The 22,096-nt window shown below is 69.0% G+C and carries 25 protein-coding genes; 11 read left to right on the top strand and 14 right to left on the bottom strand.

Translation table 11 applies throughout. The features are described 5' to 3' along the window. Positions 1 to 573 (top strand): transposase (locus GH681_RS18045; RefSeq protein ID WP_153162931.1); only part of this gene is annotated, 573 nt, incomplete at its 5' end. Here the strand turns inward: GH681_RS18045 and GH681_RS18040 are convergent. After that, on the bottom strand, positions 544 to 942 hold the full coding sequence (locus GH681_RS18040; RefSeq protein ID WP_153162930.1) for an AsmA family protein: 399 nt from the start codon (positions 940 to 942) through the stop codon (positions 544 to 546). The two genes, GH681_RS18045 and GH681_RS18040, sit on opposite strands and share 30 nt — an antisense overlap. Positions 943 to 1,264: 322 nt before the next feature. Here GH681_RS18040 and GH681_RS18035 point away from each other — a divergent pair, with 322 nt between their 5' ends. The 6 genes from GH681_RS18035 to GH681_RS18010 all read left to right on the top strand — a co-directional run bounded on the left by GH681_RS18035 (position 1,265) and on the right by GH681_RS18010 (position 4,395). After that, on the top strand, positions 1,265 to 1,603 hold the full coding sequence (locus tag GH681_RS18035) for a BON domain-containing protein (protein ID WP_153162929.1): 339 nt from the start codon (positions 1,265 to 1,267) through the stop codon (positions 1,601 to 1,603). Between the two features lie 74 nt (positions 1,604 to 1,677). Further along, positions 1,678 to 2,007, top strand: a complete 330-nt coding sequence (locus tag GH681_RS18030) for a DUF883 family protein (protein ID WP_194271273.1) — start codon at positions 1,678 to 1,680, stop codon at positions 2,005 to 2,007. A gap of 80 nt (positions 2,008 to 2,087) precedes the next feature. After that, positions 2,088 to 2,735, top strand: coding sequence for an OmpA family protein (locus GH681_RS18025; protein WP_153162927.1), 648 nt, complete (start codon positions 2,088 to 2,090; stop codon positions 2,733 to 2,735). Between the two features lie 25 nt (positions 2,736 to 2,760). Next, positions 2,761 to 3,009 carry a hypothetical protein gene (locus GH681_RS18020; protein ID WP_153162926.1) on the top strand — a complete coding sequence of 83 codons (249 nt, stop codon included), beginning with the start codon at positions 2,761 to 2,763 and terminating at the stop codon, positions 3,007 to 3,009. 266 nt (positions 3,010 to 3,275) lie between these two features. Next, entirely contained in the window at positions 3,276 to 3,689 is a 414-nt protein-coding gene (locus GH681_RS18015) for a response regulator (RefSeq protein ID WP_153162925.1), read from the top strand. A 163-nt stretch (positions 3,690 to 3,852) separates the two neighbouring features. After that, the gene (locus GH681_RS18010; protein WP_153162924.1) at positions 3,853 to 4,395 is read left to right on the top strand and encodes a bacterioferritin; all 543 of its coding nucleotides are present in this window, start codon (positions 3,853 to 3,855) and stop codon (positions 4,393 to 4,395) included. A 23-nt stretch (positions 4,396 to 4,418) separates the two neighbouring features. On the opposite strand, the gene GH681_RS18005 is transcribed toward GH681_RS18010, so the two are convergent. Continuing rightward, positions 4,419 to 5,123: a DUF1345 domain-containing protein gene (locus GH681_RS18005; protein ID WP_153162923.1), complete on the bottom strand. Its 705-nt coding sequence runs from the start codon at positions 5,121 to 5,123 to the stop codon at positions 4,419 to 4,421. Positions 5,124 to 5,438: 315 nt separating this feature from the next. On the opposite strand from GH681_RS18005, the gene GH681_RS18000 reads away from it, so the two are divergent. Beyond that, a complete protein-coding gene (locus tag GH681_RS18000; protein ID WP_194271272.1) occupies positions 5,439 to 8,249 on the top strand; it encodes a tetratricopeptide repeat protein in 2,811 nt (936 codons plus the stop codon). A gap of 723 nt (positions 8,250 to 8,972) precedes the next feature. On the opposite strand, the gene GH681_RS17995 is transcribed toward GH681_RS18000, so the two are convergent. Next, positions 8,973 to 9,440: a hypothetical protein gene (locus GH681_RS17995; protein WP_153162921.1), complete on the bottom strand. Its 468-nt coding sequence runs from the start codon at positions 9,438 to 9,440 to the stop codon at positions 8,973 to 8,975. 344 nt (positions 9,441 to 9,784) lie between these two features. Here GH681_RS17995 and GH681_RS17990 point away from each other — a divergent pair, with 344 nt between their 5' ends. From GH681_RS17990 to GH681_RS17980, 3 genes are all read left to right on the top strand, one after another. Then, entirely contained in the window at positions 9,785 to 12,100 is a 2,316-nt protein-coding gene (locus tag GH681_RS17990; protein ID WP_153162920.1) for a penicillin-binding protein 1A, read from the top strand. Positions 12,101 to 12,174: 74 nt separating this feature from the next. Next, positions 12,175 to 12,840: a TIGR02281 family clan AA aspartic protease gene (locus GH681_RS17985; RefSeq protein WP_153162919.1), complete on the top strand. Its 666-nt coding sequence runs from the start codon at positions 12,175 to 12,177 to the stop codon at positions 12,838 to 12,840. After that, positions 12,837 to 13,703 (top strand): ketopantoate reductase family protein, encoded by an 867-nt coding sequence (locus tag GH681_RS17980; RefSeq protein WP_153162918.1) that lies wholly within the window; start codon positions 12,837 to 12,839, stop codon positions 13,701 to 13,703. The genes GH681_RS17985 and GH681_RS17980 overlap by 4 nt, the downstream gene beginning before the upstream one ends. On the opposite strand, the gene GH681_RS17975 is transcribed toward GH681_RS17980, so the two are convergent. The 11 genes from GH681_RS17975 to GH681_RS17930 form a co-directional block, all read right to left on the bottom strand. Then, the gene (locus GH681_RS17975; protein WP_228111969.1) at positions 13,700 to 15,286 is read right to left on the bottom strand and encodes a response regulator; all 1,587 of its coding nucleotides are present in this window, start codon (positions 15,284 to 15,286) and stop codon (positions 13,700 to 13,702) included. The two genes, GH681_RS17980 and GH681_RS17975, sit on opposite strands and share 4 nt — an antisense overlap. A gap of 1 nt (position 15,287) precedes the next feature. Then, the gene (locus GH681_RS23765) at positions 15,288 to 15,698 is read right to left on the bottom strand and encodes a hypothetical protein (protein ID WP_228111967.1); all 411 of its coding nucleotides are present in this window, start codon (positions 15,696 to 15,698) and stop codon (positions 15,288 to 15,290) included. Positions 15,699 to 15,728: 30 nt separating this feature from the next. After that, on the bottom strand, positions 15,729 to 15,962 hold the full coding sequence (locus GH681_RS17970; RefSeq protein WP_153162916.1) for a hypothetical protein: 234 nt from the start codon (positions 15,960 to 15,962) through the stop codon (positions 15,729 to 15,731). A 9-nt stretch (positions 15,963 to 15,971) separates the two neighbouring features. Then, positions 15,972 to 16,502, bottom strand: a complete 531-nt coding sequence (locus GH681_RS17965) for an ABC transporter substrate-binding protein (protein WP_194271271.1) — start codon at positions 16,500 to 16,502, stop codon at positions 15,972 to 15,974. A gap of 334 nt (positions 16,503 to 16,836) precedes the next feature. Beyond that, positions 16,837 to 17,625 (bottom strand): hypothetical protein, encoded by a 789-nt coding sequence (locus tag GH681_RS17960; RefSeq protein WP_153162914.1) that lies wholly within the window; start codon positions 17,623 to 17,625, stop codon positions 16,837 to 16,839. A gap of 47 nt (positions 17,626 to 17,672) precedes the next feature. Next, on the bottom strand, positions 17,673 to 18,389 hold the full coding sequence (locus tag GH681_RS17955; RefSeq protein ID WP_153162913.1) for a hypothetical protein: 717 nt from the start codon (positions 18,387 to 18,389) through the stop codon (positions 17,673 to 17,675). A 140-nt stretch (positions 18,390 to 18,529) separates the two neighbouring features. Then, entirely contained in the window at positions 18,530 to 19,024 is a 495-nt protein-coding gene (locus tag GH681_RS17950; RefSeq protein WP_153162912.1) for an AsnC family transcriptional regulator, read from the bottom strand. Further along, a complete protein-coding gene (locus tag GH681_RS17945; RefSeq protein WP_153162911.1) occupies positions 19,021 to 19,497 on the bottom strand; it encodes an AsnC family transcriptional regulator in 477 nt (158 codons plus the stop codon). The genes GH681_RS17950 and GH681_RS17945 overlap by 4 nt, the downstream gene beginning before the upstream one ends. Beyond that, a complete protein-coding gene (locus GH681_RS17940; RefSeq protein WP_194271270.1) occupies positions 19,494 to 20,519 on the bottom strand; it encodes an Lrp/AsnC family transcriptional regulator in 1,026 nt (341 codons plus the stop codon). Before GH681_RS17940 ends, GH681_RS17945 begins: the two co-directional genes overlap by 4 nt. A 1-nt stretch (position 20,520) precedes the next feature. Then, a complete protein-coding gene (locus GH681_RS17935) occupies positions 20,521 to 21,705 on the bottom strand; it encodes a cytochrome D1 domain-containing protein (RefSeq protein ID WP_153162910.1) in 1,185 nt (394 codons plus the stop codon). A 2-nt stretch (positions 21,706 to 21,707) separates the two neighbouring features. Beyond that, positions 21,708 to 22,058, bottom strand: a complete 351-nt coding sequence (locus GH681_RS17930) for a cytochrome c (RefSeq protein WP_153162909.1) — start codon at positions 22,056 to 22,058, stop codon at positions 21,708 to 21,710. Between the last annotated feature and the right edge of the window lie 38 nt (positions 22,059 to 22,096).

The raw sequence follows: 22,096 nt of genomic DNA, 5'->3' as shown, positions 1-22,096 counted from the left end.
GTCGAGTGCATCGGCAAGGGCAAGGCGCGCCAGCCCTATGAATTCGGGGTCAAGGTGGGCATTGCCACCACCGAGAAAGGCAACCTGATCGTCGGCGCCCGGGCCTTTCCGGGCAATCCCTACGACGGTCACACCCTTGCCGAGCAGATCGAGCAGGCGACGATCCTGATGCAGGACGTCAAAGGCGCCCCGAAGCCCCACACCGCCATCGTTGATCTCGGCTATCGGGGTGTGGAAGTGCCCGGGGTCGAGATCATCCACCGGGGCCGAATCAAGAACCTGAGTGCCAAGGCGCGTCGTCTGCTTAAACGGCGTCAAGCAGTCGAACCCGTAATCGGACACCTGAAGGACGACTGCGGGCTACGGCGGAACTGGCTGAAAGGATCTGAAGGAGATGTGCTGCACCCGGTGCTCTGTGCCGCGGGCTACAACTTGCGCTGGCTACTGCGGGCGGTGGCTCGTTTGGGGCTGACGGCCCTTTTTGCGCTCGGCGTGCTGGTCGGGATGCTTGGGCGGGTGCTCAGTGACAACGCAGCCTGGCCGTCAGGCTGGCGGCTGCAAGCGGCGAATTGAATATTTCAGGGCCGACTCGATACCGTCCAGCACCCACTCGCCCCGCAGCAGGGCGCGCAGGTCGACGGAGAAACTCAGCCGCCCGACGGCGGCCAGATGGGGCGCCTTGCCCCCGGTGACATTCGCCACCGACAGCCCGTCGGCGCTGAAGCTCGGGTGCAGGCTCCACGGCCGGACCGACAGCGGCCCGGTGATCCGGAAGGTCCGCTCCAGGCGGTCGCTCGCGATGTGCTCGATCGGCCTGCGCAGCAGGTTCCAGTCGAACAGGGCGACGCCGAGCCCAATGACGGCGAGGGCCGCCGCGGCGGTGCGCAGGCGTCGTTGGCGGCGCGTGGAAGAGGAGGCAGATGGGGAGGCGGATGAGGGCATGGCGGTGGTACCAGACGTATACAGCTCACATCTTATGCACGTCCGTCCGGCGCCTGTGTCGGTGCCGGACGAGCCCGTTGTCGGAATCCTCCTTCAGTATGACACGGCACAACCCGCCATCCGGCGGGCCTGGCGCGGCTGACGTGCCGCGCCGCCCCCGCGCCCCTCCCACGCCGCCGACGGTCGATTCCTACATTGCATTCGGCGCTTGTCGGACATATCGGCTCCCGGCCCACGCATAAAGTGAAGCCATGGAAACGCGGACGTCAGCCTTCAAACGACAGACGAGTTTCCTCAAACCCCAGAACTTCAGGAGAACGCCATGAAACAGCCCGTTACCCGAATCCTCGTTGCCAGCCTGCTGGCCCTCGCCACTGCCTCCTCGGTGTATGCCGCCGACAAGATGCACGCCGAGAAGACCGACAAGTCTGCCGCCGCGCAGTACGTCGATGACGCCTCGATCACCGCGAACATCAAGGCCAAGCATGCCGAAGACAAGTCGGTCCGGGTGACGGCAATCGGCGTCGAAACCAAGAACGGTGTCGTCCAGCTCTCCGGCTTCACCCCGTCCAACACCGAGAAGGCGCGTGCCGAAGAGATCGCCAAGACGGTGCCCGGCGTGAAGTCGGTGAAGAACGACATCATCGTCCGCGCCAACTGATCGTGACCTGAGCCCGCCCGGCAATGTCGCCAGCGGCGGGCCTGCAGCCCCCACAACCCCGACAGGAGATTGTCATGAACACCATCGAATCCACCCCCGCCAGCACCTCCACCCCGGGCAGCCTGCGCCAGGTTGCGAGCGAACTTCAGGACAACGCGCGCGACGCGATCCCGGGTGTCCGCCGTCAGGTGGACGCTGCCGCCGACGCCACCCGCGATGCCGCCTCCAGCCTGATCGACAACCTGCGTTCGGCGGCCAAGGATGCGGCCGGCGTGCTCCGCCGCGACGCCCACCACTCGAAGGACGTGGCCGAGCGCTACATCGGCAGCAACCCGTGGCGCGCAGCCGCGATGATCGGCGCCGCCGGCCTGCTGCTCGGCGCCGTGCTCACCCGCCGCCGCTGAACCGGGTCGTGAATGACTCGCAGGCACCGGCCCCGGCAGCTGTCGGGCCGGTGCACCAAGACAACAACAGGAGCCCCGCGATGAAGCACCGAACCCTTCCCCTGGCGCTGGCCCTGGTCCTCGGACTTGGCGCCTGCACGACGATGACCGATACCCAGCGCAACGCCGGCCTGGGCGCCGTGGGTGGCGCAGTGGGCGGCGCCCTCATCGGCAAGGCCACCGGCAGTGACAAGGTGGGCCGCGATGCGGCCATCGGGGCAGGCCTGGGCGCCCTCGGCGGCTACGTATGGTCGCAACGCATGGAGGCCCAGCGCCAGGCCATGAGCCAGGCCACGGCCGGTACCGGCGTCGAGATCAGCCGCACCGCCGACGACCAGCTCAAGCTGGAGATTCCCAGTGACATCTCCTTCGACGTGGGCCGCAGCGACATCAAGCCCGACATGCGTCCGATCCTCGCCCGTTTTGCCCAGACCTTGAAGGACAACCCGGCGACCGCCATCCGCATCGTCGGCCACACCGACAGCACCGGTGGCGAGGCCGTGAATCGCCCCCTGTCGCTGGACCGCGCCATGAGCGCCCGGGATTTCCTCGTGGACCGTGGCGTTGCCGCGTCGCGCGTGGGCGTCACGGGGCGCGGCGAGCAGGAACCGATCGCCAGCAATGCCACCGAAGCCGGCCGGGCGAAGAATCGCCGGATCGAGATCTTCGTGGGCGAGCCGGGCAAGTAAGCCCGCGGACAGGAGGGATCGAACCATGCGTGGAGTCAGCCTTCATCCAGGGGAGCCCGCCTGGGCGCCGCCCGGACAATGGGACTGGACGGTTGCCCTGTCTTTCGTCGGCACCGTCCTCCTCAGCGTCGGCATGCTCTTCTCGAACGTGGTCTTCGGTCATTCCGGCGACCAGCGCTGCGCCGCCGAAACGGCGCGCCTGCACCGGATGATCGGTCCGGTGGCGTGGCATGTCGCCAGCCCCTGTCCAACCCCGCCCCGAGGCAGTCGTTGATCGACCCGGCAGGGGGCGACGTTTGCCCTCATCCGATCATCGACCAGCCCTCTCCCTGTGCGCCATTTCCCGGGCCGGCAGCTCCTTCGTGGGCTGCCTTTTTTTCTTGGCGCGTAAGACCTCACCTACGCCAACTTCGGCCATCCCCTGACGAATCAGAAAATCAGCATTCACTAAACTACAAATGAGGAAACAGGGCGCGGCGCATCCCCAGGCGGATGCGCAACGCGCCGCTTCAGACGGATAGAACTCAGGAAGACGCTGCCATGGATGCCCAAGCCCCCACACCCCTCCGGGTGGTCTTGATCGAAGATTCGGCCGTATTGCGTGACTTGCTCACAGCCATGCTCGGTGGGATCGAACATGTCGAAATCGTCGGCACGGCCGACAGTGAAGTCGATGGACTGCTCGTGCTCAAGCGCGAACGCCCCCACCTCGTCATCGTGGATCTCGAACTTCGCAACGGCACCGGCATGGGCCTGCTCGCCGCCCTGCACGCCACCCCCGAGCGCTTCGGCACCCCGCGTACGGTGGTGTTCTCGAACCACTCCCACGCCGTGGTCCAGGCCAAGTGCCGGATGCTCGGCGCTGCGGCCTTCTTCGACAAGTCCTTCCAGATGGACGAGCTGCTCAGCTTCATCGAGGGCGAGGCCGGCGCGCACGCCCTGGCCCTCGCCTGAACAGGCCCCCACCGCCACGCCGATAGGATTCGTCCGACATCGCGCTGCTGTCCTCTCCGACATCGAAGCACCTGCCGCCGGCCCATCATGGATGCATGACGGTGGTGGATGCCGCAAGGCCCCGCCGGACCGTCTCCGATCCCCAACCCATCAGGAGAAAGTCATGGCCAAGGAAACCCCGAGCGATTCCGCCTTCCTCACCGACGTGAAGACCCTGCGCGCCCGCGCCCGCAAGCAGATCGAAGACGGCGCCCTCACGCCCGACTACGAACTCGACCCGGACCAGGCCATCCACCTGCTCAACAACGCCCTCGCCACCGAGCTGGTGTGCGTGCTGCGCTACCGCCAGCACGCCATCGCCGCCACCGGCATCCACTCCGAGCCGATCGCCGCCGAGTTTCTGGTGCATTCCAACGAAGAGCTGGCCCACGCCGATCTGCTCGCCAAGCGCATCGTCCAGCTGGGCGGCACCCCGATGATGGACCCGGCCGGCCTCACCGAGCGCAGCCACGCCGAATACGTCGCCTGTGACGACCTCAAGCAGATGATCCGCGAGAACCTCGTCGCCGAACGCATCGCCATCGAAAGCTATCGCGAGCTGATCCGCTTCTTCGGCAACAAGGATTCCACCACCCGATCGATGCTCGAAGGCATCCTCGCCACCGAGGAAGAACACGCCGACGAGCTGGCCGACCTGCTCGAATGACCGCCGCCGCTGCCCGCCCGGCCCTACAGCAAGCCCGACGCGATGTTGATCGTCAGGGCCAGCAGCGTGGTGTTGAAGGCATACGCCAGGGTGCAGTGGAGCAGGCCCAGCCGGCGCATCTGGCGTGAGGTGAACGACACGTCGGCCGTCTGGGCCGACGTGCCGATCACCGCCGCGAAATACACGAAATCCCAGTAATCCGGCGCCTCCTCGCCGGGAAACTGCAGCCCGCCACTGCGATGCGCCGATTGATCCCGGTAGTAATCGTGGGCGTAATGCAGCGCAAACATCAGATGGATGAAGGCCCAGGCAGTTGCGATGGTGAGCGCCGACAGCGCCAGCCGGCCATTGCGCAGCGCCTCATCGGCGCCCTTCACATTACTCAGCTCCAGCACGATCGCCGCCAGGCAGGCCACCGTGGCCACGATCACCCCACCCAGCACCGCAAACTTCCCCTCATCCTCCTGGATCGCCCGGTGCCGCATGCTCGAATGGGTGGCCCGCGCCATCATCACCCCCGCCAGCACCAGATACAGCAGCGTGCCCACGTTCCACGCCAGCAGCAGGCGCGACGTCTCCCGCCCATCCAGCACATCCGGGCTGAAGAGATAGGTCAGCACCCCGCACAACACCGCCCCATAGAGCCGCGGCCGTGCCAGGAAAAGCCGTAAGAGCCGGTTGCGACGGTGCCGGGGCGGCGGTGGAGGCGGGGTGGTGGTGGGGTTCATCGGCCGATCATAGCGCCTTGGCGCCGCGCGGCAACCGCCTGGCCCTGCACCTCGGGACACCGGCCGTCGTGGGCGATGTCGCGGCAACCGGATGCCATTTCGGGTGGCGCCGTCGTGAGGCACAATTCCGGCATATCAATCAAGCATCCGCCGGCCATCCGGGCGAGCGGCATGCGCAGCCGGGAGCCCGTCATGGCACGCAAGAAGAGTTTCAGCCTCCCCTTCGTCCCCACTGCGGCGGAGATCTTCACCGACCGGGAGGCGCCGAGAAAGGTGCTGGGCGACTTCTTCGACGGGCTTCATGGCAGCCCGGTTGTGCCATCCAGGCCGGTCAAGGTGTTTTACGGCGTGGGCGGGGCCGGCAAGTCGGCGCTGCGCGCCAAGGCGGTGGACGAGTGCCGCGCCCGCATGTCCGATCAGGGGGGTTATCCCCTTGCTTTCGCCCACGTCGATCTGGACAGCGACCGCATCACCCCGGCCTACCCCATCTTCGACCTGTTCGCGGGCCGGCTGCGCGCTGCCCTCAAGGCCGCGGGCTGCCCGCTGCCGCTGTTCGACGTGTACTGCCTGGCCTGGCATGCCCGCGGTATGAGCAGTGGTACGTTCAGTGCCGAGCAGGTGCAGGATTTCCTCGGCACCCACCAAAAGGCGTCGGAAGTGGCCGGCTCGTGGTGGGCGCCGCTCACCGACTTCGCCACCTCCCTCAAGGGCGTTGACCTGGTGCTCAAGGCCGGCATCGCCTTTCGCACCGCATGGCACACGCGGCGCTATGCAGTGCATTTCCCCAACCTCGAACTCGCCGAACTCAGCGAAGCCGACTTCATGCAGTACGCCCACCACGTGCTCGCCCATGATCTGCTGGCGTTTCTCGATGCACAGCGCGAACGCAACGGCCATCCCAAGGCCTTGTGCATCACCATTGATGGTTTCGAGCGCATCCAGTCCCAGGTCTGCGCCCACGACGCCCAATGGGCGCTGCAGGAACTGTGCAGCCGAATCGCCACTGCCGATCCCCAGCCCCGCTGCGGCTTTGTGCTGTTCGGCCGCAACCGCCTGCAGTGGCGCGAACTCTACGACCGGCGCGAAGACCTGCCGGAAGACACCTGGGACGCCCTGCTGGAGCAGCATCTCGTCGGCGGCCTGGGCGAAACCGACGCCGAGTATTTTCTCGATCAGGCCGAAGCCTGGTACACCGCCCGCGCTGTCGACCCCCGCAGTGCCGAGATACTCGAAATCCTGTCCGAGAACCGCAAGGCCATCCTCGATGCCGCCGAAGACTTGGCCGACGATCAGCCCGCGCGCAGCTTTCACCCCTACACCCTTGATCTTGCGCTGCGTCAGATCGACAGCCATCGCGACGGCTTCAACGCCAGCACGCATTTGGGGCGCGGTCACAAGGAACTGCAAGCGCGCTTCCTGCGCTACATGGACGAGGGCCAGCGCAGCGCCATGCAGGCGCTGGCCCTTGCCCTTACCTTCGACCACGCCGTGTTCCGTCTGCTGATTAAAGAGGATCTGATCAAGGGCATCCCGGTCCAGGGTTTCCACAACCTGGTCGACCCTGCCAACAGCCACATCCTGCCCGCCGGCCCGCAGGTCTACCGCTTCCACAGCAAGATGCAGGAAGCTTTGCTTGCCCACCTCCACGACCAGCCCAGCGGCCCCAAGCAGGCGGCCGACGTCATCGCGAGCCTCGTTGCCCACTATTCCGCCCAACTGGCGGAAGCCGTCCGCCGCCACGATGTCGCTGCGATGCAGGCCGCCTACGTCCGCGCCGCCGACATCCTGCTCGCCCACGCCGACACGGGGCTGCTCGACGTGGCCGTGTTCGGCCCGGCCTTCGCGGCGCTGGACAAGGCGATTCCCTGGGGGCTGCTGGCACGCCCGCGCCTGGCCACGTGGACCCGCGCCGAGGGCGTCTTCCGCGCGCGGCTGTCGGCTGACGCTGAGAAGACCCTTGGTGCCCGCGGCGAGATCGCCTATTGGACCGGCGAGAGTGGCGATGCGCGCACGGCGCTGGCGCTGATCGAGGCACTGCTGCCTGACCAGCGGCGTGTGCTCGGCCCCGACCATCCGGACATCCTCAAGACGCGCGCCAACCTCGCCACCTGGACCGGCCAGGCCGGCGATGCGCATGCGGCGCTGGCGCTGTTCGAGGCGCTGCTGCTCGACCAGCAGCGTGTGCTCGGCCCCGACCATCCGGACACCCTCACGACGCGCAACAACATTGCCACCTGGATCGGCGAGTGTGGTGATGCAGGCAGGGCGCTGGCGCTGTTCGAGGCGCTGCTGCCCGACCAGCAGCGTGTGCTCGGCCCCGACCATCCGGAGACCCTCAGGACGCGCAACAACATCGCTTTCCTCATCGGAAAAACCGGCGATTTAGGTACGGCCTTATCCCTGTTCGAGAAGTTGCTGCCCGACCAGCAGCGGGTGCTTGGCCCCGACCATCCGGACACGCTCACGACGTGCAATAACATCGCCTCCTTCATCGGTTGGACCGGCGATGTGGGCACGGCCTTATCGCAGTTCGAGAACTTGCTGCGCGACCAGCAGCGGGTGCTTGGCCCTGACCATCCGGACACGCTCCGCACGCGCAACAACATCGCTGGCTGGACCGGCATGGGAGGCGACACTAGCACCGCGCTGACGCTCTTAGAGGCGTTGCTGCCCGACCTGCTACGGGTGCTTGGCCCTGACCATCCGCTTACGCTTGGGACGCGCCATAACATCGCCGGTTGGACGGGCATGGGAGGCGACGCTAGCACGGCGCTGACGCTCTTTGAGGCGTTGTTGCCCGACCTGCTGCGGGTGCTTGGCCCTGACCATCCACATACGCTCAATGCGCGCCATAACATCGCCTACTGGGCCGGAAAGTGTGGCGACGTGGCCAAAGTGCTAGCGCTCTCCGAGGCGCTGCTGCCCGACCAGCAGTGTGTGCTCGGCCCCAACCACCCGGACACCTGCGCGACCGCCGACCGGATCGCCGACCTCCAGCAACGCCTGCATCCCGACCCGCAAACCACCGACGACCCGCCCGGCCAGCCGCCTTCGCCCGCCCGCAACGCCCCCTGCCCCTGTGGTTCCGGCAAGCGCTTCAAGCATTGCCACGGGCAGCGTGGGTGAATGATCGGCGGGCTGGCGGTACCGTTTGCCCCGCCGTTCTGCTGTGGCCTGCCCGCGGGCTGTACTGCGGGGGCAGCTTTGGTGACCTGTCCGTGCGCTCCGTCTGTAGGTCGGACTTCAGTCCGACATCGGGGCTTGGGTGGGTGTTGGTGTCGGACTGAAGTCCGACCTACAGGGTGGGTGGTGGGGGAGAGTGAGGGGCGGGTGGAGGCGTTGCCCGCGTGCGATGCGCTTGATGTCTCGCGCCCGTCTCCAGGCCTCGGGCGCCTATCCTGGAGCCCCACGCGACTATCTCCGGGATACTCGCGACCCTCTCCCGGATAGGCGCGTCATGCCTGGAGTCCCTCGCTTGGGGCAAAAAGTCCCAGGTTTTGGGCTTCGGGATACAGGGGGTCTGTCGTCCGGATAGGCGACCTCGGTCTTTTTGTCTCTCGCGTGGGGCAAAAAGACCCAGCCCTGGGGCTTTTCGAGTGACGTGCCCTATCCGGGCGACACGAGGTCGGTGTCCCAAAGTCTCTCGCCTGGGGCTTTGGGAGTGAGGCATCCATTCCCGGAGTGCCAGGTTTGGGGCTTTGAGCGGGTCGGCCGGGGCTTGGGGAAGGTCGGGCCGGGCCAGGGGATGGGAGAGCCGGTCGTGGAGCAGGGCCGGTGAGATGTTGAGCGCCGGCCCTGGGGCGCCGCAGCCGCCCCGCCGGTTGGCGAGGCGCAGGCGCGGGGCGGCGATCAGGCCGCGGGTTTGCCTGGGTCGCGGGGCTTGCGGGAGAGGCGGCTCTGCATGGCTTCCTTGAGGGAATCGAGCGCGGTGCCTTTGCCGGCGATCTTGGCGAAGCGGTAGCCGTCGAGGGCGGCGCTCATGATGTCGCTGCCCAGGGCCAGCTCGGTGTCGTCGGCGCGGTCGGTGAGGGTGCGCAGGCGCTGCAGGCGGGGGCGCAGGGCGTCGAGGGCGGCCAGATCGAGGCGGTATTCTTCCAGCGAGAAATCGCCGGGCACCATGCCGGGGTTCTGGCGCAGCACCATCTCGGTCTGGCGGCAGAACACCTCGGATTTGTCGCCCATCTTGAGGGCCTGGTGGCGCTGCTCGGGGCTGAGCACGATGAGCCGGTCGAGCTTGGCTTCAAGCACCGCCAGGGCGCCGTCGATGGCGTCGAGCTCGGCCGGGCTGAATTCGATGGATACGAGGTTTTGATTCATCAGAGGGCTCCTGGGTGTGGATGAAAAACGCTGGCGATGACCACGGGTTTAGCGTTATGTCATTTGCGGGGGGGTGATGATATCCCAATTCAATGCCTTCTGGATGGCTTTGGGGGCGTGCCGTCAGCGCCGCTCCACAGCACATCCGGTGCGTCCTGGCGGCGGCATCAGGGTGGTTGGGGGGCGGGCCCGAAGCGCTGGCCGATCACGCCGTTGTGCCCTTCGGGGTGGCGCGGATTGCCGCGCCGTCTGGTGCTGGCAGGATTGCCGCAGGGCTGTGGGGGCAGAAGAGGGCGTGCGGATGTGTTAAAAACCCGCCTTCCCCCCGTCTAAGCCTTCGCCCGATGTCGCTCCCGCCCGCCTTGCTGCGCACCTTCGACCGCTTTCGCCCGCTGCTGGCCCGTCTGCGTCGGCCCACGGGGCGGGAGGTTCGCCGGGGGGCGCTGGGCGTGGTGCTGGCTTTCGTGGCCTATGTGCTGGTGCTGATCCCCTTCACGCCGGGGATCGGCGACATCCGCAAGGCCAAGGTGGAGCAGCCGGCGCGGGTGTTGTCGACGGATGGCAAGGAGCTGGCGGTGTTCAAGTGGGCCAACCGGGAGTGGGTGGGGCTGGCGGACATCTCGCCGCAGGTGACGGCCGCGCTGATCGCCACCGAGGACCACCGCTTTTTTGATCACCACGGCATCGACTTCTACCGCCTGGGCGGGGCGATGCTGCGCACCTTCTCGGGCGACAAGCAGGGCGGCTCGACGCTCACCCAGCAGCTCGCCCGCAACCTCTTCCCGGACGAAGTAGGCCGCGCCCGCTCCATCAACCGCAAGCTGAAGGAGGCGATCACCGCGCTGAAGATCGAGGCGGTGTATTCGAAGGACGAAATCCTCGAGACCTACCTCAACACCGTGCCCTTCCTCTACAACGCCTGGGGCATCGAGATGGCGGCGCGCACCTATTTCGACAAGCCGGCGCGCAGGCTCGACGTGCTGGAGGCCGCCACCCTGGTGGGCATGCTCAAGGGCAACAGCTACTACAACCCGGTGATCAACCCCGAGCGCGCGGTGGCCCGTCGCAACACCGTGCTGGCCCAGATGGTGAAGCGCGGCAAGCTGGATGAAGGCCGGCTGGACGCCCTGCAGAAGAAGCCCCTGCGCATCGACTTCGAGCGTCAGCTCGAAGCCCCCGGCCCGGCGCCCCACTTTGCCCAGCAGGTGCGCAAGTGGCTGATCGGCTGGGCCGACAGCAACGACTACAACATCTACGCCGACGGGCTGGTGGTGCGCACCACGATCGACGCGCGCCTGCAGGCCCAGGCCACCCAGGCGGTGATCCGCCGCGGCAATCAGCTGCAGGGCCTGGCCGATCAGGCCTGGGCCGGGCGCAAGGGCTGGGCCGGCAGCCCTGAGCTTGTCTCGGCCTTCATCCGCGAATCGAAGGAATTCCGCGCCGCCGTGGCCGCCGGCCAGACGCCGGAGGAGGCCGAGGCCCGCCTCGCCGCCGACAAGGCCTTCATCGACGCCCTGCGCCGCGACAAGACCCGCGTGCAGGTGGGCTTTGTGGCCATCGACCCGCGGGGCGGCCAGATCCGCGCCTGGGTGGGCAGCCGGGATTTCGTGCAGGACCCCTTCGATCACGTGCAGCAGGCCCGCCGCCAGCCCGGCTCCACCTTCAAGCCCTTCGTGTATGGCGCCGCCTTCGACAAGGGCCTGCGCCCGGACGACACGCTGATCGACCAGCCGGTGGACATCCCGCTCCCCAACGGCGAGCGCTGGCAGCCCACCGACGAGGCGCCCCCCAGCGGCAAACCGATGACGCTGCGCGACGGGCTGGTGTATTCCCGCAACCGCATCACCGCCCAGCTGGTGGAGCAGGTGGGGGCGGACCGGGTGGCGAAGCTCGCCAAGGCCATGGGCGTGCGCCAGAGCCCCCTGGAGGCGGTGCCGTCCCTGGCCCTGGGCACCAGCCCGGTGACGCTGCGCGAGATGGTTGCCGCCTACACCACCATCGCCAGCGGCGGCGAATACCGCGAGCCGATGTTCGTGGCCCGCATCGAGGACAAGGATGGCAAGGTGCTGGCCGAGTTCGCGCCGGCCGAGCCGGAGAAAGCCCTCGATCCCGCCGCGGCGTGGACGCTGCTGGATGTGATGCGCGGCGTGGTGGACCGGGGCACCGGCGTGGCGATCCGCAACCAGTTCGGGCTCTCCGCCGACCTCGCCGGCAAGACCGGCACCACCCAGGACAACACCGACGGCTGGTTCATCCTGATGCACCCGCAGCTGGTGGGCGGCGCGTGGGTGGGCTTCAACGACAACCGGATCACCCTGCGCAGCGACTACTGGGGCCAGGGCGCCAGGAGCGCGCTGCCGATCGTGGGCGACGCCTTCCACTTCGCCCTGCGCAACCGGCTGGTGGATGGCAAGGCGCGCTTCGTGTCGAAGGAGACGCCGGGCTTGTTCCGGCGCGGCTGGAACTGGGTGACCGGGCTGTTCGCCAGCGCCGAGCCAGAGGCGCCGCCCCCCGAACCCCGCCGCAGCCGCCGTGCAGCCCGGCCGGAAGCGCCGCCGGCTGAGCCCGAGGCACCGCCCGTGCCGGTGGCCCCGGCCCCCGACTGGACGCCGCCCACTCCGCCGCCGGACGAACCCGTTCCGCCGCGGCCGGCGGGCTGATTGCCCAACCCCGTTCCGCCGCGGCCGGCGGGCTGATTGCCCAACCCCGTTCCGACGAATCTTCGGAGACCCCCATGACCGACGATGACCGCGATGCCCAGGCGGCACGCTTCCGCCGCAGCAACGCCGAGAAGGACGCCCGCGTGGCAGCCGTACGGGCGCGCCTGAATACCGGCGAGGCGCCGCGCCAGCCTTCCGGCGGCGGCCCGTCCGGCTGGCTGGGCCCGGCGCTGTTCTGGACGGCGCTGCTGGCCCTCGCCGCCTTCGGCGCCAGCCTGTGGCTCGACCACCAGCGCGGCGACACGGGCGTGCGCGTGCTCCCCGGCGATCGCCTGGAGCTGCGCCGGGGCAGCGGCGGCGGCTACCGGGTGCCCGGCGAGGTGGCGTCGCGGCCGGTGAGCTTCATCGTCGATACGGGCGCCAGCCTCACCTCGATCCCCGCCCGGCTGGGGGCCGAGCTGGGCATCCGCGAATGTCCGGCGGTGGGTTTCGACACCAGCCGCGCCGACGAGCCCGGCTGCTGCCGCCGCGAGACCTTCCACACCGCCAGCGGCACCACCGAGGGCTGCGTGGCCCGGGTGCCGTCGATCCGCTTCGGCGGCTTCGAGGTGCGCAACGCCCAGGTGGCGGTGATGCCCGCGCTGGGCGACCACGCGCTCTTGGGGATGAACGTGCTGCGCCACTTCAGCCTGGTGCAGCAGGGCGGCACCCTCAGCATCAGCCCGGGGGCGGCGCGGTGACGGCCGGGCGCTATCCGCTGGCGATCGTCGGCGCCGGGGCGCTGGGGCTGCACTTTGCGGCCCGGCTGGCGAAGGTCGGCCGGGTGGCGGTGATCGCCCGCAGCGGCGAACGGGCGGCGGATCTGCGGAAAGGCGTGACGGTGGGCGGCGAGAGGTTCGTCCCCGAAGCCTTCGGCCCCGACGATGCGCCCGGCGCCGACTGGCTGATCGTGCTGGTGAAGACCGGCGACACCCGCGACGCGGCGCTCGCCGCCCGGGCGATGGCGCCCCGGGGCGTGGTGTCCCTGCAGAACGGGCTGGTGGACGAGGTGCTGCGCGAAGCCTGCGCCGGCGTGCTGGCGGGGCAGGGCATCACAACCGAAGGGGCGTTTCGGGATGGCAGCGCGGTGCAGCCTTCCGGCGCCGGCGACACCCTGCTGCCGCCGGGCTTCGAGCCGGTGGCCGAGCTGCTTGTCGCGGCCGGGCTGCGCGCCCGGGTCGAGCCCGACATCGCCGCCGCGCGCCTCGCCAAGCTGCTGGTCAACGTGGCGATCAACCCGCTGGCGGCGATCTTCCGGGTGCGCAACGGCGAGCTGCTGGCGCCGCCCCACCGGGCGCTGCTGGACGCGCTGGTGGCCGAGGCCTGGCCGGTGCTGAGGGCCGAAGGGCTGCTGCTCGACGAGGCCGCCGCCCGGGCGCGGGTCGAGGCCGTCGCCACCGCCACCGGCGCCAACCGGGCGAGCATGCTTCAGGACGTGCTGGCCGGCCGGAAGACCGAGATCGACGCGATCACCGGCGTGCTGCTGGCGCTGGCGGTGCGCCACGGCCTGCCGGCGCCCACCCATCAGGCGGTATTCACGCTGGTGAAGCGGCTGGAAGGCTAGCCTGGCGCCGGGCCGCTCCGGGACAGCCACTTGAGCAGGGTTTCGAAGAGGTGGTCGGGGTCGACGGGCTTGGCGATGAAGTCGTTCATTCCGGCCTCGAAGCAGCGGGCCTTGTCTTCGGCGAAGGCGTTGGCGGTCATGGCCACGATGGGCACCTGGGCGCCGCCGGGGAGTGCGCGGATCGCCCGGGTGGCGCCGGGGCCGTCCATCACCGGCATCTGCATGTCCATCAGGATCAGGTCGTAGGCGTTGCGGCGGGCCAGCTCGACGGCCTGCTGGCCGTCCTCGGCGATATCGACCTTGAGCTGCAGGTCTTCGAGCAGGCACAGGGTAACTTCCCGGTTCACCTCCTCGTCCTCGACGATGAGAATGCGCCGGCCCCGGTAGTCGCGGATCAGGGCTTCCTCGGCCGAGCAGTCGGCGGTCCGGTCGGGGGTGCTGGTGGCCGCGCTGCCCTTCTGCAGGCGGGCGGTGAACCAGAACCGGCTGCCCGATTCGGGGGCGCTGACCACGCCGGCGTCGCCACCCATCAGCTGGGCGAAGCGGCGGGTGATCGCCAGCCCCAGCCCGGTGCCGCCGTAGCGGCGGGTGGTGGAGTTGTCGGCCTGCTCGAAGTTGGAGAACAGGCGCTCGGCCACCTCCGGCGCGAGGCCGATGCCGGTGTCTTCCACCTCGAAGCGCATCAGCACGCTGTCGGGCGTGTCCTCCACCGGGAGGGCGCGCAGGGTGATGCTGCCGGCGTCGGTGAACTTGACCGCGTTGGTGGCGTAGTTGAGCAGCGCCTGCTGCAGGCGGATCGGGTCGCCCACCAGCGCGTCGGGCACGCCCTGGGCGTCGACCAGCAGGCGCAGCTTCTTGGCCTGGGTCTGGCTGTAGAGCATCGACGAGACGTTGGCGATGATGGCGCCAATGTTCACCTCGGTCTCGTCGAGGGTGAACTTGCCGGCTTCGATCTTGGAGAGGTCGAGGATGGCGTCGATGACCTCCAGCAGGTGCTGGCCGGCCACGTTGATCTTGTCGAGGCGCTCGGCCTGGCGGGCGGTCACGCCGTCGCGGCGCAGCAGGTGAGCCATGCCGATGATGGCGTTCATCGGGGTGCGGATCTCGTGGCTCATGTTGGCCAGGAAGGCGCTATTGGCGATGCTGGCAGCTTCGGCGATCTCGGCCTTGCGCCGCTCCGCGAGGTTGCGCAGGATCAGCACGAAATGGATGTCGTCCGGCTCGGTCATGCGCGACACGGAGAGTTCTGCCGCGAAGTGATGGCCGTCCTTGCGGCGGGCCTGCACTTCCGATACCCGGCCGACGAGTTCGCCCAGATCGGGCAGGTGGGCGTCCCGCTCGGTGCTGTCGATGCCGATCCGGCTGGCGGTCGGCACGCCGATGAGCTCGCCGCGCTCGTAGCCCAGCATGTCCTCGGCGGCGGCGTTGGCCGAGAGGATGCGCCCGGCCCGGTCGGTGGTGAGCATGCCTTCGGTCATGCTCTCGATCACCGCGCGAAAGCGTGCCTCGTTGCGGGCGGCGGCCAGCAGGGCCTGGCTGCCAGTGAGCTGCAGCGCGTCGATGGAGGCCGCCAGCTCGTCCACCTCATCCCGGTTGACGCCGGGCGGCAGCAGGGCGGCGAGGGGCTTGCCGCGGGCGGCGTCGCGCAGGTCGTCGGCGGTCACCTCGCGCACCCGGCGGGCGATGATCACCAGCCGGCGGGTGACGACGGTCTGGTAGATCAGCGCCAGCACCGCGGTGACCAGCAGGATCACCAGCGTTGCCGAGGACGGTGGCCACCCAGATCCGGGCCATCGCCGCCCGGTCGTCGCTCAGATCCTTGATGAGGGTGAGGGTGCCCAGGTTGTGGGTCTTGCCGTCCTCGAAGTAGATCACCGGGCGGGCGTGCTCGTGGAGGTCGTCGGAGAGCTCGGTGGCGCCAAAGCGCATGGGCGGCTGGCCCTTGAGGTCGAGGCGCACCGCGGAGACATCCGCCAGCTCGGTGATGCCGGCCATCTGCAGCTCGATCTGTTCCCGGTCGAAGGCTCAGGCGCTCTTGGCAAGGGACGGGGTGATGAACTCGCCGAGGGATTCGAGCTGGACTTCGATGTGGTCGATCCGCTGCCGGTAGGCGTAGAAGGATTCGCCGATCGAGACCGCCAGCATCCCGATGCAGCCCACCAGCAGCGCCCACAGCATGAGGCGCCGGGCCACCCGGCTGGTGAGGCCGAGGCGGTCGTGGGCGGGGGCTTCGGGCAGGGCTGGGTGACGTTGGGTCATGCCCCGGTCCTAGTAGATGCCCGACAGGATGCGGTTGTAGGTGCCGTCGGCCTTGAGGTCGCGCAGTGCCTGGCCGAGGCGCGGCACCAGGGCCTGGTGCTTCTTGTGGAGGTAGAGGTACATGTCCACGTCCCTGAGGGGCGGCGACAGGGGCGCGATGCTGGTGAGGCCCAGGCTGCGGGCCAGCTGCGTGCCGTCGGCGCGGGTGTACAGCACCAGATCGACGCGGCCGTCGTCGAGCATCCGGAACATCTGGTCGGGCTTGTCCACCTTGTGCACCACCCGGGCGCCGCTGGCGTTGGCCTCGAACATCTTCCAGCCGTTGATGAAGGCCACCCGGTAGGGCTTGAGGCTGTCCCAACCGTTGTCGAGGGGGATCGTGGCGTCCTTGGCGAAGGCGACGAAGCTGATCCGCACGAAGCGTTCGGGCACCTGCACCAGGTTGGGATACTGGGCGCTCAGGCCGGCGACGCGAAGCCCTTCGCCGTCCACCTCACCCAGGTTGGCGGCGACGAGGGAGCGTTCGGAGGGCAGGCTCACCACCTTGATATCGACGCCGATGCGGTGGAAGCCCTCGCGGGCGATGTGCTCCAGCGCCTGGCGGTCGAGGGGGGGGGTTGTTGGTGCTGATGGTGAGGGCGCTGCCTTCTGCCGCAGCGAGGCCCGCCAGCAGGCTCAGACAAGTGGCGACAAAGGCGCCGAGGACGAAACGGATGGGCATGGTGCGCAGTCAGGTGAAAGCGGGGGTGCGTTGAACTGAAGGCACGCAAGAGGCGGACGTCTTTCTTGCCCCTGCGCACCAGTCAGGAATTACGGCAAGACGGGCTGTCCCTGAAGTCTGATGTCTGCTCAAGTCATCCGGGTGTCGCTGTCGTCAGGGCGGGCAGTTGGCCGTGGCGCTTTTGGTGGGCACCGACATGAGGTGCCCGCGCAGGTTGCGGATGATCAGCCGGCCGCAGTGCTGGCGAACGATCACCGCGCGCTCCATCCGCTCAGTGCCGCCTTCGTCGTAGCGCACGGTGCGCTGAGCGGGTGGGGCCGGCGCCACCACCCCGGCGGGCCTGGCGTCGAGCAGCGCCATCTCGATGGATTCGGCCACCAGCCGGGCGCATTCGTCCTTCAGCCGCTCGCCGCCACCGGCAAGCCAGTCGCTGCGGGGCTCGGTGCCCTTTGCCGGGTCGGAGACCACCCGCACGATGCCCTGATAGACGCCCTGCGGCCCGGCGGGGGTGCCCCGGAAGGTGATGAGGTTGTCGAGCACGATGGCCTTCTCGTCCTGGGTGAGGGCGAACATCGGCGCGCTCTCGACAACCAGTTCACCCTCGTCGGCGGCCATCGGACTTGCTCGACGGTGCACCCGCTGGCGCAGCTCCGGGTGGCCGAAGCCGTCGAGCACGCCGCGGTATGGCGCCACCACCGCGTTGGCGGCGGCGAGCAGCTTCTCCCGCTGGGCCCTGCGGGCCGAATCGACGAGCAGGCTGTGGGTGAGGATGGCGACCACGAGCCCGCCAGCGTTCGGGGCGGGATACATCATCGGCGTGCCTGCCATGCCGTCTTCGTCGAGGCTGGCGACACCGATGAACTGCACGGGCGCGTCGGCCGGCAGTTGCAGCGACCAGCGGGGCAGCGGCTCGTCGGCGAGGCTGCTGCCGGCGAGCGTCATCAGCGTCAATGCGGCCAGCCAGCGTCTTCGCCAGGATGGGCGCCGGGTCATTTTGAGGTGCTCGCGGTGGCCCCGTTGCTGGCAAAGGGTTTCAGAAACTGGTCGCGCCCGATTTCGATGGCCTGGTAAAAGGCGTTGGTGAGGCCGGGGTAGGCCGGCGGTTCGTCCCACACCTTGTCGGCGCTCTTGATGACGGCCACGGGCAGATACCACTCGTAGGCGTTGGTCTTCATGTCGATCATGTAGCCCGCGCCGTTGAAGGTGGCTTTCGGATCGCTGGTCGGGACGTAGCTGGCGTAGTTGCGGGTGAAGCCGACCGTGGTGACGCGGATCATCACGAGGTGATCGATCTGGTGCTGCTGGCCGAGGCCGCGGTAGTCCTTCGGGGCGACGTTCGGCGCCTGGCTGGCGAAGTCCGGCAGGGCGTCGATCTTCACTTCACCGTCGATCACCTTCACGTCGGCGCCGCGCTTTTTCAGGAGGGCGGCGATCTCCTCGCGCAGGGGCAGGGCGTCGCTGGCCGAGAGGGTCTTGGTCTGGGTGGTGAGGGCCGAGTTGGTGGCGGCGGCGGTGGCGTAGCACAGCAGGCAGTCGGCGCCGGGGAAATAGGTATCCGGCGCGGGCAGCGGTGCGATGGCGACACCGATGCGACCACCCTGAGCGCTGGCGGCGGTTTCGGAAAGGGCGATGGGATTCTGCGGAGCAGTCGCACAACCGGTGAGGATGGCGACCGCAATCGCCGCATGGCATAAGCGGACGTTCATCTTGCGCTCCCTGACTTGTTCTCGTAGTTGGCTGGTCTGCACCGGAAACCACCGGTCCGGCCGGTGTCCGGGCCAGCCAATTTGAATGTATCAGCCGCCAGGGAGCGCGCCAGGGCTGAATGCGGGTTGTTTGGTCCAGGTCAACTTTCGCCGATGCGCAGGCCGGCCTTCTTGAGGATGGCGCTGGAGAACAGCACGTCATGGCTGCGGCAGGCCGGGCCGAGGAGGGCGGCGATCTCGTCGATGTGGGCGAGCACGGTGGCGCGGTCGTGGCCGTGCACCATCGCGAAAAGGTTGTAGGGCCAGTCGGGCAGGGCGCGGGGGCGTTCGTAGCAGTGGGTGACGAAATCCAGCCGGCCGATGGTTTCGCCGAGCTCGGCGATGCGCGCGTCGTCCACATCCCACACCGACATGCCGTTGGCGGTGTAGCCGATGGCGTAGTGGTTGGGCACCGCGCCGATGCGTCGGATGCGGCCAGCGTCGAGCATTGCGGCGAGGCGACGTTTCACCTCGTCGGGGCTCACGCCGAGCTGTTCGGCGAGCAGGTCGTAGGGCCGCGGCACCAGCGGCAGGCCGGCCTGGGTGGCGATGACGAGGCGACGGTCCAGGTCGTCGGGCGGAAGGGGGGAAGTCATGCCTTGAGCCTCATGTCCACGAAGAATTCGCGCAGCTTGGGAAAGGCGAAGACCGGCAGCCCGGTGGCGGCCTCGATGCGCCGGGTGGCGTCGGCGATGCCGTCGGGGGTTTCTGTGGCGAGCACGAACCACATGTTGAGGCGGTGCTCGCGGCGGTAGTTGTGGGCGACCTCGGGCAGGGCGTTGACCAACTCGGTGACCTCGGCGAAGCGGTCCTCGGGCACGGCCTGGGCGGCGAGCACGAAGCGGCCGCCCAGGCGTTCGATCTGGAACATCGGGCCGAAGCGGGTCAGCACCTTGTCGGCGAGCAGGCGTTCGAGCCGGGCGAGGAGCTCGGCCTCGGTGGTACCGAGGGATTCGGCCACCTCCCGGTAGGGCTCGTCGGAGATCGGAAAGCCGCCCTGCAGGGCGTTGATGATGCGCCGGTCGAGCTCGTCGAGAGCCGCGGGGGCGGGGCGGGCAGGCGTGCTCATGCGGCGAGGCCCGGAAGGGGCTGGCTGAGGTGGCGCGGGCTGGCGGCGTCGGGGCGGTGGTAGCGGGCGCCGCACTGCTTGTAGCAGTCGGTGGAGAAGAGCACCGCGGCGGGCAGGCCGGCGAGGCCGACGCTCTCGGCGATCTCGTCGCGGCGGGCTTCCACTGCGTCGCGGCTGTGTCCGTGGATCATGCAGAACAGGGTGTAGGGCCATTCGGGCCCGGGGCTCTTGCGACGGTAGCACAGGCTCACGCCGTCCTGCCCGGCAAGCAGGTGGCCCAGGCGGCTCACGTCGGTTTCCGGCGCGGCCCACACACACATGGCGTTGGCCCGGTAGCCGAGCTCACGGTGCCGCACCACCACGCCGAAGCGCCGCAGCAGGCCTTCGCCGAGCCAGCCGGAGAGGGTGTCGAGCACGCGGGCTTCGCTCATCCCGGCAGCGTCGGCCACCGCGCGGAAGGGGCGCGGCTGCCACTGCAGGCCGTCGTGGAGGGCGTGGATCAGGCGCCATTCGGTAGCGCCGAGTTCGCGTCGCCCGGCGGACAGGCCCACGGCGTGGCGGGTACGCCGGCCGCTGACGAGGTCGAAGCCCAGGTCGATGTGGTATTCCTCGACCAGCGGCAGGCTGATGGGTGGGCAGCCGGTGGCGGCGCCCATGGTGCCCAGGAGGTCGGCGAGCTCGGCTTCGCTGCCGGCGTTGGCGACGAACCACAGGTTGTAGCGGTGCTCGCGCCGGTAGTTGTGATTGACGCCGGCGAAGGCGCTGACGATGGCCGCCACCCGGGGCAGGTCGGTCGTCGGCACGGCCATCGCGGCGAGGGTGCTGGCGCCGATGCGGTTGGGGGCGAAGACCGGGCCGACGCGGCTGATCTTGCCGTCGTTGCGCAGGGCGGCGAGCTGGGCGAGCACGTCGGATGCCGCACAGCCAAGCTGGGCGCCAATGGCGGACCAGGGCTCGGCCACCAGCGGAAAGCCGCGCTGGAAATCGTTGAGGAGGCGGAATTCGAGGTCGGTGGCGTTCATCTCAGAATCCGATCCGCTGGGCGCGGGAGGTGAAGAAGATGCCGGAGGGCGCGTCGGCAGCAAGCTCGCGGCGGACCGCGAAACTGGCGGTATCCATCACCGTCACCCGGTTGCTGTCCCGGGCGGACAGCCACACCTCGCCGCCGCGGGGGGTGAATTCCATGTGCAGCACGGCCTTGCCGGGGCTGAAGGTGTGGATCACGCGCTTCTCGACGGTGTCGATCACCTGCACCCACTCGTTGTCGGGGAAGGCGAAGTTGACCCACACCTGGCGCCCGTCGGGCCGGGCCATCACGAACACCGGCTGGCCTTTCACGGCCACGCGGCCGGTCTCCTTCCAGCTGGCGGCGTCGGCGACGAGCACCTCGTGGCGGCCGATGGCGGGCAGCCAGGCCTGCCCGGCGGCCAGGGACCAGCCGCGCAGGTGGGGCATCTTGAAGACCGGCAGTTTTTCTTCGCCGCGGCCGTAGCCGGCGAGGATCTTCTTCGCGCCGGCCTCGGGCTTCCACAGGTCGAGGAGCGAGATGCCGTCCTCGCCGAACAGCCCGGCCAGGAAGTAGCGCCCGTCGGGCGTCACCAGGCCGTCGTAGGGCTGGCGGCCGGCGGGGTAGCGGGTGGTGACCGGATGCTTCGGGTCGGAGAAATCGGTGACGCGGATCTCGTCGGCGTCGAACAGCGCATACACGAAGCGCTGGCCGGAGATGTCGGCCAGGCCCACCACGCGGGAGAACTTGCCCGGGGCGTATTCGGCGGGCACGTCGGCGACGAGCTCGAGGGTGTCGGCGTCGAAGGCCTTGATGCCGCCGGGCTCGTAGTTCTGGGCGACCACCAGCCGGCCATCCTGGGACACCGAGCCGCCGATGGAATTGCCGGCCTGGATCACCCGCCGGTCGATGCGCCGGGCGAGCAGATCGACCTTGGTGAGCCCGCCGTCGCGGCCGAACACGTAGGCGTAGCGGGCGTCGCGCGAGAAGGCCACGTGGGCGTGGGAGAGGTCGCCGAGGCCGTCGACGGTGCCGAGGATGCTGTCGTGGCTGTGCTCGACCACCTTCACGCGGCCGGCGGCGCGTTCGATGACGACGCCCAGGTCGCCGGTGCCGCGCACGGCGTCGGCGGGCAGGTTGCTGCAGCCGGCAAGGGCCAGGCTGGCGAGGAGGGCGGCGGTGAGTTGCTTGAGGGCGCGCATGATCAGTCCAGGGGCGGGAAGCCTTGCTTGAGGCGGGCGACAATCCAGCCGGCTTCGGCTTCGGTCACGAAGCGCTGCCAGCCGGGCATGGCGGTTCCGGGGCGGCCGTGGAGGATGGTGGCGACGAGGGAATCGTCCGGCCAGTCGGCCAGCCGCGCCGGAGTGAGGGCCGGGCCGAGGCCGCCAGCGAGGCGCATGCCGTGGCAAGAGCCGCAGTCCTGGCGCACCAGGTGCACCAGCGCCTGCTGGCGGGCCGGGTCGGGCTGGGGCGGTTCGGCGGACTGGGCGGTGCTCACCGCCAGGGCGGTGAGGCCCAGCAGCACGGCCACATGGATCAGCAGCGGACGGTCCATCGGACACTCCTTCAGGTAACGCCGCCACAGTAGGTCGA

It is taken from the genome of Zoogloea sp. 1C4 (genome assembly GCF_009469605.1).
GTDB lineage: Bacteria > Pseudomonadota > Gammaproteobacteria > Burkholderiales > Rhodocyclaceae > Zoogloea > Zoogloea oryzae.
This window is presented reverse-complemented; position numbering and strand designations above follow the sequence as displayed.

Excerpts from the sequence above, each read along its gene's own strand:
- GH681_RS17940 (WP_194271270.1), bottom strand. The coding sequence starts at position 20,519 with ATGAACGCCACCGACCTCGAATTCCGCCTCCTCAACGATTTCCAGCGC.
- GH681_RS17970 (WP_153162916.1), bottom strand. The coding sequence starts at position 15,962 with ATGACCCAACGTCACCCAGCCCTGCCCGAAGCCCCCGCCCACGACCGC.
- GH681_RS18020 (WP_153162926.1), top strand. The coding sequence starts at position 2,761 with ATGCGTGGAGTCAGCCTTCATCCAGGGGAGCCCGCCTGGGCGCCGCCC.
- GH681_RS18040 (WP_153162930.1), bottom strand. The coding sequence starts at position 942 with ATGCCCTCATCCGCCTCCCCATCTGCCTCCTCTTCCACGCGCCGCCAA.
- GH681_RS18015 (WP_153162925.1), top strand. The coding sequence starts at position 3,276 with ATGGATGCCCAAGCCCCCACACCCCTCCGGGTGGTCTTGATCGAAGAT.
- GH681_RS23765 (WP_228111967.1), bottom strand. The coding sequence starts at position 15,698 with ATGGCCGGCATCACCGAGCTGGCGGATGTCTCCGCGGTGCGCCTCGAC.
- GH681_RS18035 (WP_153162929.1), top strand. The coding sequence starts at position 1,265 with ATGAAACAGCCCGTTACCCGAATCCTCGTTGCCAGCCTGCTGGCCCTC.
- GH681_RS18030 (WP_194271273.1), top strand. The coding sequence starts at position 1,678 with ATGAACACCATCGAATCCACCCCCGCCAGCACCTCCACCCCGGGCAGC.
- GH681_RS17985 (WP_153162919.1), top strand. The coding sequence starts at position 12,175 with ATGACCGACGATGACCGCGATGCCCAGGCGGCACGCTTCCGCCGCAGC.
- GH681_RS17960 (WP_153162914.1), bottom strand. The coding sequence starts at position 17,625 with ATGACGCTCGCCGGCAGCAGCCTCGCCGACGAGCCGCTGCCCCGCTGG.
- GH681_RS17995 (WP_153162921.1), bottom strand. The coding sequence starts at position 9,440 with ATGAATCAAAACCTCGTATCCATCGAATTCAGCCCGGCCGAGCTCGAC.
- GH681_RS17990 (WP_153162920.1), top strand. The coding sequence starts at position 9,785 with ATGTCGCTCCCGCCCGCCTTGCTGCGCACCTTCGACCGCTTTCGCCCG.
- GH681_RS18010 (WP_153162924.1), top strand. The coding sequence starts at position 3,853 with ATGGCCAAGGAAACCCCGAGCGATTCCGCCTTCCTCACCGACGTGAAG.
- GH681_RS17945 (WP_153162911.1), bottom strand. The coding sequence starts at position 19,497 with ATGAGCACGCCTGCCCGCCCCGCCCCCGCGGCTCTCGACGAGCTCGAC.
- GH681_RS18005 (WP_153162923.1), bottom strand. The coding sequence starts at position 5,123 with ATGAACCCCACCACCACCCCGCCTCCACCGCCGCCCCGGCACCGTCGC.
- GH681_RS17935 (WP_153162910.1), bottom strand. The coding sequence starts at position 21,705 with ATGCGCGCCCTCAAGCAACTCACCGCCGCCCTCCTCGCCAGCCTGGCC.
- GH681_RS17930 (WP_153162909.1), bottom strand. The coding sequence starts at position 22,058 with ATGGACCGTCCGCTGCTGATCCATGTGGCCGTGCTGCTGGGCCTCACC.
- GH681_RS18025 (WP_153162927.1), top strand. The coding sequence starts at position 2,088 with ATGAAGCACCGAACCCTTCCCCTGGCGCTGGCCCTGGTCCTCGGACTT.
- GH681_RS17955 (WP_153162913.1), bottom strand. The coding sequence starts at position 18,389 with ATGAACGTCCGCTTATGCCATGCGGCGATTGCGGTCGCCATCCTCACC.
- GH681_RS17950 (WP_153162912.1), bottom strand. The coding sequence starts at position 19,024 with ATGACTTCCCCCCTTCCGCCCGACGACCTGGACCGTCGCCTCGTCATC.